We start from the raw sequence: 14,389 nt of genomic DNA on the forward strand, positions 1-14,389 counted from the left end.
GTATCCGTTGGGGGCGTGATGCAAATGAGAGAGCGCCGCCGTGTGGTTGTCGCATGGGTGTCATGCGGGTGCCGTGCAGAACCCACGGCACCCACGGCAATCGGCGGCCCAACCATCATAGGAATCTGCGCTCCGTGCACAACGTCCAAAACGGCGAGTGCAGTTTTCGCGATTGACGAACAATCCATGCTGCTTCGCGAAATATTGCGCGACTAACCTGTACCCGCGCCGGCCGCTGGAACTGGTTCGCCAGCCCCTAGCGCCAGCCCCTAGCGGACCCAGCCGCGCGCGAGCAGGGGCACGTCCCAGGTCAGCTCGCCCGCGTGGTGGTTGGCCAGGCAGTCGATCAGCGCACACACCTTGACGGCCTGTCGCTGCGTTGCGGGATAGACCGCAGAAAAATGCAGCGGCGCGAGGTCGTACTCGGCCAGCACAGGCACAAGCCTGCCGGCGATCAGGTCATCGCTCACCACCAGCGTGGGCAAGCACGCGATGCCGGCACTGGTGAGTGCGTAGTCGCGCAGCAGGTGCACGGAGTTGGAGCGCACCTGCTCGGGCAGGTCGAGTTCAGCGCGCACTTCACCGCCTTGCGAGAACGCCCAGCGCTTGCGGGTGGGGTAGCCGGAGTACAGCGCGAGCGAATGCTGCAGGAGATCGGCCGGCTGTTGTGGCAGGCCGTACTCCTCAACGTAGGCGGGCGTCGCGCAGAACACGCGCCGCAGCACAAACAGGCGCTTCTCGATCAGCGAATCGTTGATGGGCGGGAAGATCTGGAACGCCACGTCGAACCCCTCGGCAATCGGGTCGACCACGCTGTCGTCCACCACCACGTCGAGCTGGATGTCGGGGTACTGCGCGCCAAACCTGGCCAGCGGCGCGGCAAAGTGGCTCAGCGCATAACCGGGCAGCATGCGGATGCGCAGCTTGCCGGCCGGCGTGGCGCGCAGGCCGCGCATCTGATCGGTCAGGTCCGTCAGCATGCAGACGGCTTCGGCGCACCGCTTGTAGTAGGTCTCGCCCACCTCTGACAGCCGCACGTGCCGGGTGCTGCGGTGGAACAGCGGCGCCTCGATAAAGCGCTCAAGTTGCTGCACGCGGTTGGTGACTACCGAGTTGGTTACACCCAGCTGGCGTGCGGCTTCGGCAAAGCTGCGCGTTTCGGCCACGCGCACAAAGGCTTCGATACTGAGAAAGCGGTCCATAGGTACGGTCCCTGCGCCGCAGGTGAGGGTGGCGCGACGCCAGCCATCATACGGGGATCCTGACGAATGTGACGTTGCCGCCCGCGGGGCTTTTCCGGGGATCGTCTGGTCGTTTATCCTCTGCAATCTGTTTCATTCCCCTACCAAACTACCTAGCGAGGAGCAGTTCATGGCAATCCAAACGGTCGGCATCGTCGGTGCTGGAACAATGGGCAACGGCATTGCACAGGCATGCGCCGTGGTCGGGCTGGACGTGGTGATGGTGGACATCAGCGATGCCGCCGTGCAGAAGGGCATTGCCACCGTGGCCGGCAGCCTGGACCGCCTCATCAAGAAGGACAAGCTGACCGAAGCCGACAAGACCGCCGCACTCGCGCGCATCCAGGGTTCAACCAGCTATGACGATCTCAAGCGCGCTGATCTCGTCATCGAAGCCGCCACCGAGAATTTCGACCTGAAGGTCAAGATCCTCAAGCAGCTCGAAGCGGTGGCCGCACCGCACGCCATCGTCGCGTCGAACACGTCGTCCATCTCGATCACCAAGCTGGCTGCCGTGCTGCAGGATGCGAGCCGCTTCATCGGCATGCACTTCTTCAACCCGGTGCCGATGATGGCGCTGGTGGAAGTCATTCGTGGGCTGCAGACGAGCGATGCCACGCACGCGGCTGTCGAGGCCCTGTCGAAGCAGCTCGGCAAGACGCCGATCACGGTCAAGAACAGCCCGGGTTTTGTGGTCAACCGCATCCTGTGCCCGATGATCAACGAGGCATTCTGCGTGCTGGGTGAGGGCCTGGCCTCGCCGGAAGAAATTGATGAAGGCATGAAGCTCGGCTGCAACCACCCGATCGGGCCGCTGGCGCTGGCCGACATGATCGGCCTGGATACCATGCTGGCCGTGATGGAAGTGCTTTACACCGAGTTTGGCGACCCCAAATACCGCCCCGCCATGCTGATGCGCGAGATGGTGGCTGCCGGCTACCTGGGACGCAAGACCGGGCGCGGCGTGTACGACTACCGCAAGTAAGTAAGCGGCGAGCACCGACGGTATTCGCGCTGTCCGCCAACTGTCTGGTCGGATTCGCGTGAAGTGTCCGCAAGTGTGCATGGAGGCGGTGCGGCGGTGCGTTGATGATGACGCATCGCCACACCGCTTTTTTCTTTCACACACCGGACACCGCCATGCCGCGCTACGCCTTCCGCCTGCTCAACGTCTTTGCCGAATCCACCTTTGGCGGCAACCAGCTCGCCGTCTTTGAAGACGGGCGCGGCCTGGACGATGCCACCATGCAGGCCATCGGACGCCAGTTCAATCTGTCCGAGATCACCTTCATCTTTCCCGATGACACGGATGGCGCCACGGCGCGTTTCCGCATCTTCACGCCCGACTATGAGATGCCGTTTGCGGGGCACCCGTCGCTTGGCACCGCGCAGGTGGTGCGCGAACTCTATGGCCCCGGCAATGAGCTGACGCTGCGTTGTCAGTCGGGCATCGTCTCGCTGACGGCACAGGACGAAGGGTGGTCTCTGGTGCCGCCGCGCTCGGGCGGGGTCAGCACGCGGGAGGCGGACCCGGCCATCGCTGCCATGCTGGGCTTGGAAGCGGACGCGCTGGCCGGCCCGCCGCTGTGGGTCGACGTTGGCATCGAGCAACTGATGGTGCCGGTCAAGCGCCGTGCCGATGTGGAACGTGCGCGCCCGAATCCTTCCGCGTTCGATGCGTGGCCGCGCAGCAATAACGACGGGCGCAACGCTTACGTCTTCACCATGCCCGAACCCGGCAGCAATGATCCGGTGGTGTCGCGTTTCTTCTTCGAATACGGTGTCGGCTTGTGGGAAGACCCAGGCACCGGCTCGGCTTGCGCCAACCTGGGTGGGTGGCTGCGCGCGACAGGTCATACGCTGCCGGCGAGCTACCGCATCGAGCAGGGTGCGGCGGTGGGGCGGCCGTGTCACCTGACGCTGAAAGTCGATGCCGACGGCACGATCCACGTGGGTGGCCGTGTGATCGAAATCGGCCGCGGTACGCTCAATATTTAAGCGGCGTCCAACTGCTTGCAGAAGAACGTCGTCCCGCAGAAGGCGCCGTCGGGCATCAGCGCGTAGTTGGGCACCGTGCCCACGCGCTGCCACCCGGCACGGGCGTACAGGCGTTCGGCATCGCCGCCGGTGACGGTGTCGAGTACCAGCACGGTCTTGCCTTCGGCGCGGGCAGCTTCCTCTACCGCCGCCATCAGTCGCTGCGCCACGCCTTGCCGGCGAGCGCGGCGGTGCACGAGCATCTTGGCCACGTCTGCGCGGTGCGGTTGGTTTTCAGGCTGCGCTAGAACCAGCTGCACGGTGCCGAGCACGGCGCCGTTCGCATCTTCGGCGATCAGCAACGCGCGCTCGTGACGGGCGACGCCTTCAGCCACGTTGCGCCAGAACGCCTGCGCCTTGTCATGCGACAACGGCCACATGAAGCTGACTGACGCACCGCCCTCCACGCAATCGACCAACACATCGGCCAGCGCGGAGATGCAGGCGCTCGCTTCATTGGCGCCCACGCGGCGCACGATGACGGTGTCGATCATTTGGTTCTCCAGCCAACCGATGCGACGGTGGTGAGCGCCACGAGATAGCGCGCCGGCCGTTGCGTTGGGTTATGAAAGACGATGGGCCGGTCCAGCTGCATCGCCAGGCAATCGCCTGCGGCGAGGCGCCAGTGCGCGTCGCCCACGGTCATCTCCATCGTGCCTTCGACGATCCACACCTGTTGGTAGACCTCGGTATCGCGCACGCCAGTGTCGTAGGCCACGCGCTGGCCGGGCGGGAAGTGCACTTCCACCAACTGGATGGGCGAACGCGCGGCCGGTGAGAGGTTGCGGCGTACGTAGCCCGAGCCCGGGTCGGTCCACTCGGGCTGATCGGCTGCGCGTGCTACGGGCGAGGGCTCGGCAGCCGGCGCCGCACCTTCTTCGAACAGGGAGGCGAGCGTCACGCCCAGCGCAGAGCTGAGCCGGTCGAGTACGGCAGCCGTCGGGCTGCTCTGCCCGCGTTCGATCAGGGAGATGGCCGAGCGGCTGACCTGGCTGCGTTCTGCCAGGGCGTCGAGCGAGAGGCCCTGGGCGTCGCGCAGTTCGCGCAGTCTATGGGCGATACGGTGGTGGATGTCCATGCTGCCAGTTTAATGGAAATTTCTATCCAGTAAACTGGAATTTGAGGGTGATCGGCTTCGCCTACGGCCGTCAATTGCCGTGAGGTTCTGTACGAGAAATCGTGCGGGAAGTAGACAGCATTTTCTAGACAAGTTTTTCTAGAAAAGTTAGTCTACGTGCCGATCTCCCGCAGAACCGACGTATCGTCATGACCAAGACCTCGCCGCGCATCAAGCCCACCACTGCCGAGTTGAACCTCCTGCGTGTGCTGTGGCAACTGGGGCCCGCCACGGTCAAGCAGGTCCATCAAGCGGTGCAGACCGAGAAACCGGAGACGACCTACGCTGCGGTGCTGCGCCAGTTGCAGATCATGCATGCCAAGGGGATGCTGGTACGCGACGAGCGTGAGCGTTCGCACGTGTACGCGCCGGCGCAGCGCCAGAACGTTCTGCAGAGCGGTCTGCTGAACGAGTTCATCAACAAGGCGTTTGCGGGCTCCGGCAAGGCGCTGGTTCTTGCGGCGTTGCGCGGGCATGTCACCAAGGAAGAGCGTGCCGAGATCGAAGCGTTGCTGCGCGAGGAAGACCTATGAGCACAACGCTTGCCATCCTGGTGCCGGCAGTGGGCTGGGCGCTGCTGCACTTTCTTTGGAAAGGCGCGCTGCTGAGTCTTGCTGCCGCACTGTTCCTGCGGTTGACGCGAGGCGGTCGTCCGCAGGTCCGGTACATCGTGTTGTGCACGGCGCTGGTGCTGTGCGTGCTGGTGCCCTTCGTCGACGGCTATCGCCAATTCACGGAAATGACTGCCGCCACGGCCACCGTCGACCCGGTGCCGGTGATGCCCATCTGGGTGCCCCAGCCCGCAGCGCCTGCCTTGCTGGAAGACCCGATGCTTTGGGTGGTGGTGGGCTGGCTGTTCGGTGTCTGCCTGATGATGGTGCGTGTGGTCGTGGGCCTGGCCTGGGTGCATCGGCTTGCGCATGCCTCGCACGCCTGTGCCAACGATGCGTGGCAAGCCTGTGTGTCCGCGCTTGCGCAACGCTGTGGAATCCGTCGCCCGATCCGGGTTCGGGTGGTGCCACATCTGCCCAGTCCGGTCGCTGCCGGTTGGTGGCGGCCCGTCGTGCTGGTGCCGGCTTCACTGTTGACGCAGATGCCACCGGACCTGATCGAAGCGTTGCTGGCGCACGAGGTCGCGCACATCCGGCGTTTCGACTATCTCGTCAACCTCATGCAGCGGGCAATCGAGGCATTGCTCTTCTATCACCCTGGCGTGTGGTGGTTGTCCGGGCGCATCCGTGTGGAGCGGGAGCTGATTGCCGATGAGCTTGCCGCGAGCCTGACCGGCAACCCGCGGCACCTGGCGCTGGCGCTCAATCAACTGAGTCAGCAGCAGGGCGTGGAGGCTGTCCCTGCGGGCGCGGCAGTGTGGGCGCACGGCGGCGTGCTGTCCGAACGCATCCGCCGGCTCGTCAGGCCGCAACAGCCCGCCGGATGGGCTTCGGTTGGCTTGACCGTAGCGCTGGGTGCCGCGCTGGTCGTGTCGGCGGTTGTCGTGCCGCAGTACGTTGGCGCCGCCTTTGCCCGCGAGGCGCTGTCGGTGTCGGATGACGCGCAGCGCATGCTCGCCCATGCTTCGGCCATCGGCAAGGTCGAAGCGCTTGTCGGCCTGATCCAATCCAAGCATGTCTACGTGGTGGAGGACGGCAGCGGCAAGGTGTTGCTCCAGCGCGATGCAGACAGCGTTGTCCCGATCGCATCGTTGACCAAGCTGATGACCGCCATGGTGGTGCTGGATGCGCGGCCCGAGTTGAATCGCGTTGTGCAGATCGCCCCGGCCGATGCGGGCACGCCGGCGTTGCGTCGTGCTGGTGTGCCTGTCGGGACAAACCTGGCCCTGCGCGACGTCATGCAGCTTGCACTCATGTCATCGGACAACCGGGCTGCCTATGCCCTGGCGCGAACCTACCCCGGGGGCGTGCCCGCGTTCGAGCGGGCATTGCAGGCGAAGATTGCCGCACTGGGGCTGACGCATACCGTGTTGAACGAACCGACGGGCCTGTCGGCGCACAACCGATCGACGGCCAGCGACATCGCCATCATCGCCAAGGCGGCGGCGGACTATCCGGAGATCCGCCGCGATACCACCTACACGAGCGAGACGCTCCAGATCAACGGCCAGCCGGTTGAGTACCGCAATACCAATCCGTTGGTGGGGGTGCGCGGCTGGGACATCCAGCTCTCCAAGACAGGCTTTACCGATGAGGCTGGCCGTTGCCTGATCATGCAGATCCGGTCTGCTGGCACCAGCATCACGATGGTTCTGCTCAATGGGCACCGGGCGGTGACCGTTCCCACCATGTCTTGATCTGCACCCTGAGCGCCGCCGCACCCGCCTGAGCAGGTCGGTCTGCGTCGCGTTGTTCCCGTGTTTGCTTTCCTGTCTGGCCGATTGCGTTCGGTCGGAGGGGAGGCGTTCGTCTGAAGTTCTGACTGGCAACCCCGCCTCGTCCTCGCTGAAACGGCAACCGGATTGAGGCACCCTCAAGAGAGAAACGCATGAAACGCTGGTGTATCGCGGCGGCCGTCCTGGCCGTCAACCTGATGAGCCCGACGGCTCACGCTCGAACCCTCTGCACCGTCATTGCGGATGCGGCCTCGGGCAATGTCCTGGTGCAGGAGGGCGATTGCGCGACGCGCGTGACGCCGGCGTCCACCTTCAAGATTGCTCTCAGCCTGATGGGGTTCGATGCAGGCATCCTCAAAGATGAACACACGCCCACGCTGGCGTACCACGATGGCGATGTCGCCTGGGGCGGCGATGCATGGCGGCAGCCTACGGACGCCGCGCGCTGGATCCAGTACTCGGTGGTCTGGTTCTCGCAACGGGTGGCCCAGTCGCTGGGCGACACCCGCTTTCAGCACTACGCAGACGTGTTCGACTACGGAAACCGGGATGTGTCCGGCGAGCCCGGCAAGCACAACGGCACCTCCGGTGCGTGGATCAACTCGTCGCTGCAGATATCGCCACTGGAACAGGTGGCCTTCCTGCGCAAGGTCGCCAACCGCACGCTTCCGGTGAGCGCTACCGCACTGGACATGACCTGGCGCGTGACGGAGATCGCTGCACACCCTGATGGATGGACGATTCACGGCAAGACGGGTACGGGCTCTCCGGGGGCGCCGATCACACACGAAGGCCATTACGACCGCGAGCACGCCTACGGCTGGTTCGTCGGCTGGGCAACGAAGGGGCCGCGCACGCTGGTGTTCGCACGCCTGACCCAGGACGCGCAGGTGCAGCCGACGCCAGCCGGCATGCGCACACGCGACACGCTGCTGAGCGACCTGCCATCGCTGGTCGATGGCGTGACGCGATAGGACAACCATGCCCGCTGACATGCGCAATAGGCGGATCGACCTGATCCGTGGGGTCGCCATCCTGCTCGTCCTGTTTCATCACTTCAACATCGCCTATCGCTTGAGCGATACGTCACTCGCTGCGGTCTTCGGGCCGGAGCTTGTGCAGGCGGTGGCGCGCAATGGCAACTACGGGGTGACCATGTTCTTTGTGGTCTCGGGTTACCTGATCACCTCGAATGCCCTGCGCCGCTGGGGCCAGCTTGGCCGTATCGACGCGTGGGCGTTCTACGGGCTGCGCATCGCGCGCATCGTGCCGTGTCTGCTGTTGCTGCTCACCATCGTGAACGTGCTCGCGCTGTACGGCGTGGCGATCTTCCAGAACCACGTCGCGACAGGCGAGCCCGTTCCGCTATGGCACGTCAATCTGGCGAGCCTGACCTTCACCATGAACTTGCTGATTGCCAGGGTCGGATGGGTCAACTATCCGTTGGGCGTCTTGTGGTCGCTCTCGGTGGAAGAGGTGTTCTACCTCACGTTCCCATTGCTGTGTCTCGTACTTCGGCGCGAGTCGCTGCTCTGCCTGTTCTGGGCAACGATCATTGCCGTCGGCCCGCTGTACCGGCTGACCCACCAAGGGGATGAGGCCGGATTTCTTTACGCGTACTTCGCCAGCTTTGACGGCATTGCCATGGGTTGCGCCGCCGCCGTTCTTTCCAGGCGGTTCGCCCCGGCCGGCATGACGACCTGGTTCACACAAACCGCAGTCGTGGCCTTGATGACGTTTCTCTATCTATGGTGGCCGATTGCACAGAGCAACGTCTTGGGTGTGACGGCGATGGCGCTTGGTACGGCCGCCCTGTTATGGCCTGCGCAGCGTTCAACAGCTGATGATGCGCGGCGCTTCAACCGTGTCGGTGCAGCGTTGGCATGGTGCGGCAAGAACAGCTATGAGCTGTATCTGTTTCACCTGATCCCGCTGGCGGTGCTCAAAACGGGGTTTCCGCGCGCCACGGTGTTGGGTGACGAGAAACTCGTGCTGCTGGCGGCGTTCATGCTGTTTTCGTTCTTGCTGGCTGCGGGCATTGCGCGGTACTACGCAGAGCCGCTCAACCGTGCCCTACGGCAACGTCTTCTGCAGCCGCGGCGCACGCAGTCCACCATCGGCTGAAGGACGGCGCATCACCCCGGCAATTGCGGTAACCGGGGTGAACGTGGCGCGGGACTACGCGGGGGCATGCGCGTGGCCGGCGCGCTCGAACAGCCATGCCAGCAAGATGTTGAGCGACCGGTCGTCCGCGGTATCCCGATACAGGCAGTGAAACGGTGGCCCTTCCAGCTTGACCTCCGGAAACAGCATGACTAGACGCCCGTGGTCGACATCGTCCTGAATCACGGCCCGCGGGGCCAGGCAGATCCCCAGTCCACTTATCGCAGCTTTCACCAGCAGGGCGAATTCGTCGTAGAAGGGGCCGCGCAGTGTTTCGCCGACGGGAACCTCTGCCTGGTGAAACCAGTACTGCCATGCCTGGGGCAAGCCGGCGTAATGCAGCAGCGGTGCATGGCGCAAGTCTGATGGCGCGTGCACAGCCGCCAGCGCGGGATGATGCGGCGCGCAGACCGGCACTGCTACGTTGGCCACCAGGGGCTTCGACACGAACCCCCGCCGCCGTAACTCCGGCGTGTAGCGGCGGATGACCACATCGCTCGATTCATCGATGCGCTCCACGTCTGTGTCAGGCGTGGACACCAACTCAATCTCGATGCCCGGGTGCCGCACATGAAAGTGCGCCAGTTGCGGAAGCAGCCAGCCGTGGGCGAACGACGATGAAGTATTGATCCGGATCTGGCGCCGGTCAGGCGCCTCGAACATCTGCTCCGTGGCCTCGGTCAGGCGCCCGATGCAACTTGCGACGTCCACCAGGTAATGCCGCGCCCGCAAGGTCAGGCGCAGGGATCGTCCATCGCGCTCGAAGAGCTTCTGTCCAAAGAACGTTTCCAGCACGCGGATCTGCTGGGCGATCGCGCTCTGCGTGACATTCAACTCTTCGGCGGCAAGGGTCAGGCTGTTCAGGCGCCCGGCGGCTTCAAAGCTGCGCAGGGCATTGAGAGGAGGGAGTCGGCGCATGGCGCAATGTCAAAGAACAGCTAAAGCGTCGTGGAAAAAAACTCGTTTGTGGCAATGAAGGCGGCTTTCTATCATAGGCGCCACATTGGATTGGAAGATGATGATTGCATTACCCAGCCTACTCAAGACATCGGTGAAGCGCTCTGCGTGGCGGTCATTTCCGTTCGGTTGCTGGATGCCGCTGTGGATGTCCCGGTGGTTACGTCAAGCCAGTCGATACCTGGCGCTGGCCGGCACCATCTTGATGCTGGTCGCCTGCTCAGGCCCACCACCCAACGAGCGTGAGACCGGCAGCGGTGGAACGCTGGTGCGATACAGCTCGCGCCAGGTGAGTGTGGATCTGACCGATGCGGAGCAGCAGAGCCTGCGCACCATGCGCGACCGTACGTACGCCAATACCGCACCGGAGCGTGCACTGAGCGCCGTGGCCAAGGCGTTGACCGAACTCGGCTACGCACCGGTGTCGGTCGACAACGAAACCGGCCTGGTGGAAGCCGGGCTGAGTGACACGCTGGTGCCCAAGTGGCGCCAACTGCTACGCGGCGCGCTCAAGAACTATACCGGCATGTTTCCGGCCAAGCCGGACCACGAGCGCGTGTCGGCGGTCATCGCGGTCAAGGCGGCCGCCGGCAACCAGGCGACGCTGGTGCGCGCCCGGTTCGACAGCACGGTCTGGGACAGCAACGGCGATGCGCGCACGAAGACCGTGCTGCAGCGGGAGGTCTACGACGGCTTCTTCGCAGGTGTGGACAAGGTGTTGTGCTCGGCTGCCTGCAAGGGGCAGCCTTAAGCGAAGCGGTGCGCTATTCCCGCCGCTGCACGGCGGGCGGCAGCCATGTCCCATCCAGCGCAGCTTCTTTGGGCCACGTCAGCTGCATGCGCAGCAGGAAGGGCCCCACGGGCGGCGGCAGCCAGTTGTTCCGCATGCCCTTGGGCGGCGCGCGCTGGATGAGGATGTCGAGCGAGCCATCGCGGTTCAGGCGTGGGCGATCGGCTTCGCTCAGCACGTTGCGCAGGCCCGGGCGCTCGGTGGTGCGGCGCGGTTGCTGTATGGCGGCCACGGCCCAACCGGCGTTTTCAGGCGGGAGCTGGTTGCGGTCGAAATGCAGCACGTAGCGGTGCGTGCTGTCCAGCGGCAGGCTGTTGGCATCGGCCGTGGCCGTGGCGATCAGCATGTCCTGCGGCACGTCGGTGCCGCCACCTGACCACGAGACGATGGCGCGCTGCGCGTAGTCCAGCCCGTAGGCGCCGATCATGCGCGGGATGAACCAGCCGTTTTGCGTGATGGACGGCTGTTTGGCCGCCATGGAGAGCGTCTCGCGTGCGGCCACCACCCCGGCATCCATTACCTTCAGGCTGGTCGAGTCCACGGCGTTGGCATTGAACGGCGCACCGGGCACGATGCCAAGGTTGCGCAGCGATGCCACCATCGTGGAGTCTGCCGCGTGCGGCGGATTGTCCTTCAGCAGCTCGGCAAACCGGGTGAAGTAGGCGTTGGCATCGAGCGCGGTCACACGGCGGCGCGCGGCATTCAGGCTGACGTCGATGTCGGTGGCGCTGGTTGCGTCAGCCTTGGCCTCCGCCTCTGTTTCGCGCGTGCCGGGTTTGCCGAAGGCGTCCAGCGGCGTGATGCGGTAGCGATCCTGCACGCGCCGTGCGGCAGCCTCGTCGCGCTGGCCGGCGACCTGCGTGCGGGCAACGATCCATACCAGGTTCGTCGGCGCGGCAATCTGCTTGACGCCTGCCGGCAGCGTGCCTTCCCAGCCCGGTGGCGTGATGGCGTAGTTGGCCGCACGTGCCCCCGTGGTGCGGTTGCCGATGGATTCGAACACGTCCGTCCAGGCGTCGTGCACGGCCACCCAGATGTGGCGGCGGCCGACATCGGGCACGCTCAGCACGACGGGCCCGTTGCGCAAATCAACGAAGGCGCTGCTGGCGAGCACGTCCACCCGGGCGCGCACACCGGCGGGCAGGGCTTCGTCTTCCAGCGTGCGCTGGTGCATGAAGCGCCCATCCGGCGCGATGGCGGAGGTGACCTGCATCAGCGCGTCCGTCATCATCAACGGAAACGCATACACATAGGCGGAGCGGACTTGGGCCTCACCGGCTTGCGGCAGGCGCAGTTCGTTGGCGGCGGCAGGGTCGGGGTTCTGGGTGGCGCAGCCCGTCAGGGTCAGGGCCGCCGCGCTCAGCGCCACGGCCGCCAGCCTTGTGAGCTGGCGCACCGGCGCATGGCAGTGCGTCATGGTGTTCTCCATCTTGTCGGTACGCGGCAACAGGAAACCAGACGCCTGTCGAACATCCCCCCAAGGATGCTTGCGCATACGGTTGCGCGGTCGCCCGTCACGACGCCGCGCTTGTTGTTGAGCATCTTCTGAATTTAGAAGTGCCGCCCTCGCAAGTCAATCGAAGTGCGGTGGGGTGCGCATGGTGGGGTGCGCGCTAGGGTGCACGCTAGGGTGCTCGGTAAGTGCGTGCGGATGCGCCTACAGCCGCAGGTGCAGGGCAAGGCGCAACTTGGCGGCGTCGTACTCGGCTTTGAGCCGCATGACGATCTCGCCGGCGGGTGGCAGGTCGGCAATCTGGCCCACCCCCTGCCCCGCGCCCCAGATGTCTTTCCATGCCTTGGCGCGGGAGCTGCCGTCGCCAAAGTTCATCTTCGATTTGTCCGCTTCGGGCAGGGCTGCGGGGTCCAGGCCCGCCAGCTCGATGCTCTCGCGGATGTAGTTGCCGTGCACGCCTGTGAAGAGGTTCGTGTAGATGATGTCGGACGCTGCTGCACGCACGATGGCCTGCTTATAGCTTTCCGCCGCATGCGCCTCCTTGCTGGCGATGAAGCGCGTGCCGATGTAGGCGAGGTCGGCGCCCATGGCCTGCGCGGCGAGGATGGCATCCCCCGTGGCGATGGCCCCCGACAGCGCGATCGGCCCGTCAAAGATGCGCCGCACCTCCCCCACCAGCGCAAACGGCGACAGTGTGCCGGCGTGCCCGCCTGCGCCCGCCGCCACCAGGATCAGGCCATCGACCCCGGCTTCCAGCGCCTTCTCGGCATGGCGCAGGTTGATCACATCGTGCAGCACGATGCCGCCATAGCTGTGCACGGCATCCAGGATCTCCTTGACCGGCGCGCGCAGCGAGGTGATGAAGATCGGCACCTTGTGCTTCACGCAGGTGGCCACGTCCTGCTCCAGCCGCGCGTTGGAGTGGTGCACGATCTGGTTGACGGCCAGCGGCCCCACCACAGCGTGCGGATGCGCGGCTCGGTGAGCAGCGAGGTCTTCATGGATTTGCGTGAGCCATTCGTCCAGCACCTCGGCCGGGCGCGCGTTGAGCGCCGGAAACGCACCGACGATGCCGGCCTTGCACTGCGCCAGCACCAGTTCCGGATAGCTGACGATAAACATCGGCGAGCCGATCACCGGCAGGGTCAGGTGTTGCAGCGCGGGCGGCAGATGCTTGGCGGCGGGCATGGCGTCTCCTGATGAGAGGAAGGCTGACAGCGGGGCAGACAGCGTTGTTCGATTATAGGAAGCGGGCGCCACGTGTTGCCGCCGAATGTGCCGGTAGCTTCTGCGCTAGCATGCGGAGCATTCCTTGCGCATCACAAACCACCGGAGACCTGCATGACCACGCTGCTTCCCATCGACGCCGCCACCGCCGCCGCAGATGCCGCGCTGTTTCCCGGCTTTCGCCCGTTCCGCCAGGCGGTCAATGGGGTGGAGATCGCCGGGGTGATCGGTGGCAGCGGGCCGCCGTTGCTGTTGCTGCATGGCCATCCGCAAAGCCATGTGATCTGGCACAAGGTGGCGCAGGCGCTGGCGCGCGATTACACCGTCGTCGCCACCGATTTGCGCGGCTATGGCGCGTCGTCCAAGCCGGCCGGCAGCGCCCGGCACGCGGAATACAGCAAGCGCACGATGGCGCAGGATCAGGTGGAGGTGATGCGCGCACTCGGCTTCGGCCGCTTCCGGCTCTGCGCGCACGATCGCGGCGCGCGTGTGGCGCATCGCCTGTGCGTCGACCACCCCGTGCATGTGGAGCGCGCCATGCTGCTCGACATTGCCCCCACGCTGGCGATGTATGAAAACACCGACATGGCGTTTGCGTCCGCGTACTGGCACTGGTTCTTCCTGATCCAGCCCTCGCCGTTTCCTGAGACGCTCATCAACGCCACGCCGGATTTCTACATCAGCAAGCTGATGGGCCTGCGCCACGCCGGGCTCGAACCGTTCGCTCCGGAAGCCATGGCCACCTACGCCGCCGCCATGCGCGAGCCGGCCTGCGTACACGCCATGTGCGAGGACTACCGTGCTGCCGCCACCATCGACCTTGAACACGATCGCGCCGACCGTGCTGCCGGCAAGCGCGTGAGCGTGCCGCTGCGTGTGCTGTGGGGCGAGCATGGGGTGATCCAGCGGTGCTTCAAGCCGCTGGAACTGTGGAGCGCGGTGGCCAAGGAAGTGAGCGGCGGCACGGTGCCGTGTGGGCACTATGTGCCGGAGGAGGCGCCGGACGCGTTGCTGACGGAGATGCGCAGCTTCTTCGCTTGAGTGTGACTCGGCGGCG

General features: G+C 65.1%; 14 protein-coding genes. 8 read left to right on the plus strand and 6 right to left on the minus strand.

Features of this window, described 5'->3' with window-relative positions; translation table 11 throughout:
- Positions 1-269 precede the first annotated feature (269 nt).
- Positions 270-1,202 carry a LysR family transcriptional regulator gene (locus tag R2N11_RS10675; protein WP_199031869.1) on the minus strand — a complete coding sequence of 311 codons (933 nt, stop codon included), beginning with the start codon at positions 1,200-1,202 and terminating at the stop codon, positions 270-272.
- A gap of 169 nt (positions 1,203-1,371) precedes the next feature.
- Here R2N11_RS10675 and R2N11_RS10680 point away from each other — a divergent pair, with 169 nt between their 5' ends.
- Both R2N11_RS10680 and R2N11_RS10685 read left to right on the plus strand, forming a co-directional pair.
- Positions 1,372-2,226 (plus strand): 3-hydroxybutyryl-CoA dehydrogenase, encoded by an 855-nt coding sequence (locus R2N11_RS10680; protein WP_316681080.1) that lies wholly within the window; start codon positions 1,372-1,374, stop codon positions 2,224-2,226.
- Between the two features lie 155 nt (positions 2,227-2,381).
- Positions 2,382-3,239 carry a PhzF family phenazine biosynthesis protein gene (locus R2N11_RS10685; protein ID WP_199029670.1) on the plus strand — a complete coding sequence of 286 codons (858 nt, stop codon included), beginning with the start codon at positions 2,382-2,384 and terminating at the stop codon, positions 3,237-3,239.
- On the opposite strand, the gene R2N11_RS10690 is transcribed toward R2N11_RS10685, so the two are convergent.
- Together R2N11_RS10690 and R2N11_RS10695 are read right to left on the minus strand one after the other, a co-directional pair.
- Positions 3,236-3,772, minus strand: coding sequence for a GNAT family N-acetyltransferase (locus R2N11_RS10690; protein WP_199029668.1), 537 nt, complete (start codon positions 3,770-3,772; stop codon positions 3,236-3,238). The genes R2N11_RS10685 and R2N11_RS10690 overlap by 4 nt on opposite strands.
- Positions 3,769-4,356: a helix-turn-helix domain-containing protein gene (locus tag R2N11_RS10695; protein ID WP_199029666.1), complete on the minus strand. Its 588-nt coding sequence runs from the start codon at positions 4,354-4,356 to the stop codon at positions 3,769-3,771. Before R2N11_RS10695 ends, R2N11_RS10690 begins: the two co-directional genes overlap by 4 nt.
- A gap of 188 nt (positions 4,357-4,544) precedes the next feature.
- Between R2N11_RS10695 and R2N11_RS10700 the strand changes: the two genes are divergently transcribed.
- The 4 genes from R2N11_RS10700 to R2N11_RS10715 all read left to right on the plus strand — a co-directional run bounded on the left by R2N11_RS10700 (position 4,545) and on the right by R2N11_RS10715 (position 8,866).
- Positions 4,545-4,928 carry a BlaI/MecI/CopY family transcriptional regulator gene (locus tag R2N11_RS10700; protein ID WP_199029664.1) on the plus strand — a complete coding sequence of 128 codons (384 nt, stop codon included), beginning with the start codon at positions 4,545-4,547 and terminating at the stop codon, positions 4,926-4,928.
- On the plus strand, positions 4,925-6,703 hold the full coding sequence (locus tag R2N11_RS10705) for a M56 family metallopeptidase (RefSeq protein WP_316681081.1): 1,779 nt from the start codon (positions 4,925-4,927) through the stop codon (positions 6,701-6,703). Before R2N11_RS10700 ends, R2N11_RS10705 begins: the two co-directional genes overlap by 4 nt.
- Positions 6,704-6,894: 191 nt before the next feature.
- Positions 6,895-7,716 carry a class D beta-lactamase gene (blaOXA, locus tag R2N11_RS10710; protein ID WP_316681082.1) on the plus strand — a complete coding sequence of 274 codons (822 nt, stop codon included), beginning with the start codon at positions 6,895-6,897 and terminating at the stop codon, positions 7,714-7,716.
- Between the two features lie 7 nt (positions 7,717-7,723).
- Entirely contained in the window at positions 7,724-8,866 is a 1,143-nt protein-coding gene (locus tag R2N11_RS10715) for an acyltransferase family protein (protein ID WP_316681083.1), read from the plus strand.
- Between the two features lie 54 nt (positions 8,867-8,920).
- On the opposite strand, the gene R2N11_RS10720 is transcribed toward R2N11_RS10715, so the two are convergent.
- Entirely contained in the window at positions 8,921-9,823 is a 903-nt protein-coding gene (locus R2N11_RS10720; RefSeq protein WP_316681084.1) for a LysR substrate-binding domain-containing protein, read from the minus strand.
- Positions 9,824-10,010: 187 nt separating this feature from the next.
- Between R2N11_RS10720 and R2N11_RS10725 the strand changes: the two genes are divergently transcribed.
- Positions 10,011-10,613 (plus strand): hypothetical protein, encoded by a 603-nt coding sequence (locus R2N11_RS10725; RefSeq protein WP_316681085.1) that lies wholly within the window; start codon positions 10,011-10,013, stop codon positions 10,611-10,613.
- 13 nt (positions 10,614-10,626) lie between these two features.
- On the opposite strand, the gene R2N11_RS10730 is transcribed toward R2N11_RS10725, so the two are convergent.
- Together R2N11_RS10730 and R2N11_RS10735 are read right to left on the minus strand one after the other, a co-directional pair.
- Positions 10,627-12,069 carry a DUF1254 domain-containing protein gene (locus R2N11_RS10730; protein WP_316681086.1) on the minus strand — a complete coding sequence of 481 codons (1,443 nt, stop codon included), beginning with the start codon at positions 12,067-12,069 and terminating at the stop codon, positions 10,627-10,629.
- Positions 12,070-12,309: 240 nt separating this feature from the next.
- Positions 12,310-13,293, minus strand: a complete 984-nt coding sequence (locus tag R2N11_RS10735) for an NAD(P)H-dependent flavin oxidoreductase (RefSeq protein ID WP_199029651.1) — start codon at positions 13,291-13,293, stop codon at positions 12,310-12,312.
- Between the two features lie 153 nt (positions 13,294-13,446).
- Between R2N11_RS10735 and R2N11_RS10740 the strand changes: the two genes are divergently transcribed.
- Positions 13,447-14,373 carry an alpha/beta fold hydrolase gene (locus R2N11_RS10740; RefSeq protein ID WP_316681087.1) on the plus strand — a complete coding sequence of 309 codons (927 nt, stop codon included), beginning with the start codon at positions 13,447-13,449 and terminating at the stop codon, positions 14,371-14,373.
- Positions 14,374-14,389: the final 16 nt, after the last annotated feature.

Origin of the sequence: Ralstonia flaminis, from assembly GCF_958415495.1 — a bacterium.
In the GTDB taxonomy this organism is placed as follows: domain Bacteria; phylum Pseudomonadota; class Gammaproteobacteria; order Burkholderiales; family Burkholderiaceae; genus Ralstonia; species Ralstonia flaminis.

Excerpts from the sequence above, each read along its gene's own strand:
- R2N11_RS10675 (WP_199031869.1), bottom strand. The coding sequence starts at position 1,202 with ATGGACCGCTTTCTCAGTATCGAAGCCTTTGTGCGCGTGGCCGAAACG.
- R2N11_RS10680 (WP_316681080.1), top strand. The coding sequence starts at position 1,372 with ATGGCAATCCAAACGGTCGGCATCGTCGGTGCTGGAACAATGGGCAAC.
- R2N11_RS10685 (WP_199029670.1), top strand. The coding sequence starts at position 2,382 with ATGCCGCGCTACGCCTTCCGCCTGCTCAACGTCTTTGCCGAATCCACC.
- R2N11_RS10690 (WP_199029668.1), bottom strand. The coding sequence starts at position 3,772 with ATGATCGACACCGTCATCGTGCGCCGCGTGGGCGCCAATGAAGCGAGC.
- R2N11_RS10695 (WP_199029666.1), bottom strand. The coding sequence starts at position 4,356 with ATGGACATCCACCACCGTATCGCCCATAGACTGCGCGAACTGCGCGAC.
- R2N11_RS10700 (WP_199029664.1), top strand. The coding sequence starts at position 4,545 with ATGACCAAGACCTCGCCGCGCATCAAGCCCACCACTGCCGAGTTGAAC.
- R2N11_RS10705 (WP_316681081.1), top strand. The coding sequence starts at position 4,925 with ATGAGCACAACGCTTGCCATCCTGGTGCCGGCAGTGGGCTGGGCGCTG.
- blaOXA (WP_316681082.1), top strand. The coding sequence starts at position 6,895 with ATGAAACGCTGGTGTATCGCGGCGGCCGTCCTGGCCGTCAACCTGATG.
- R2N11_RS10715 (WP_316681083.1), top strand. The coding sequence starts at position 7,724 with ATGCCCGCTGACATGCGCAATAGGCGGATCGACCTGATCCGTGGGGTC.
- R2N11_RS10720 (WP_316681084.1), bottom strand. The coding sequence starts at position 9,823 with ATGCGCCGACTCCCTCCTCTCAATGCCCTGCGCAGCTTTGAAGCCGCC.
- R2N11_RS10725 (WP_316681085.1), top strand. The coding sequence starts at position 10,011 with ATGTCCCGGTGGTTACGTCAAGCCAGTCGATACCTGGCGCTGGCCGGC.
- R2N11_RS10730 (WP_316681086.1), bottom strand. The coding sequence starts at position 12,069 with ATGACGCACTGCCATGCGCCGGTGCGCCAGCTCACAAGGCTGGCGGCC.
- R2N11_RS10735 (WP_199029651.1), bottom strand. The coding sequence starts at position 13,293 with ATGCCCGCCGCCAAGCATCTGCCGCCCGCGCTGCAACACCTGACCCTG.
- R2N11_RS10740 (WP_316681087.1), top strand. The coding sequence starts at position 13,447 with ATGACCACGCTGCTTCCCATCGACGCCGCCACCGCCGCCGCAGATGCC.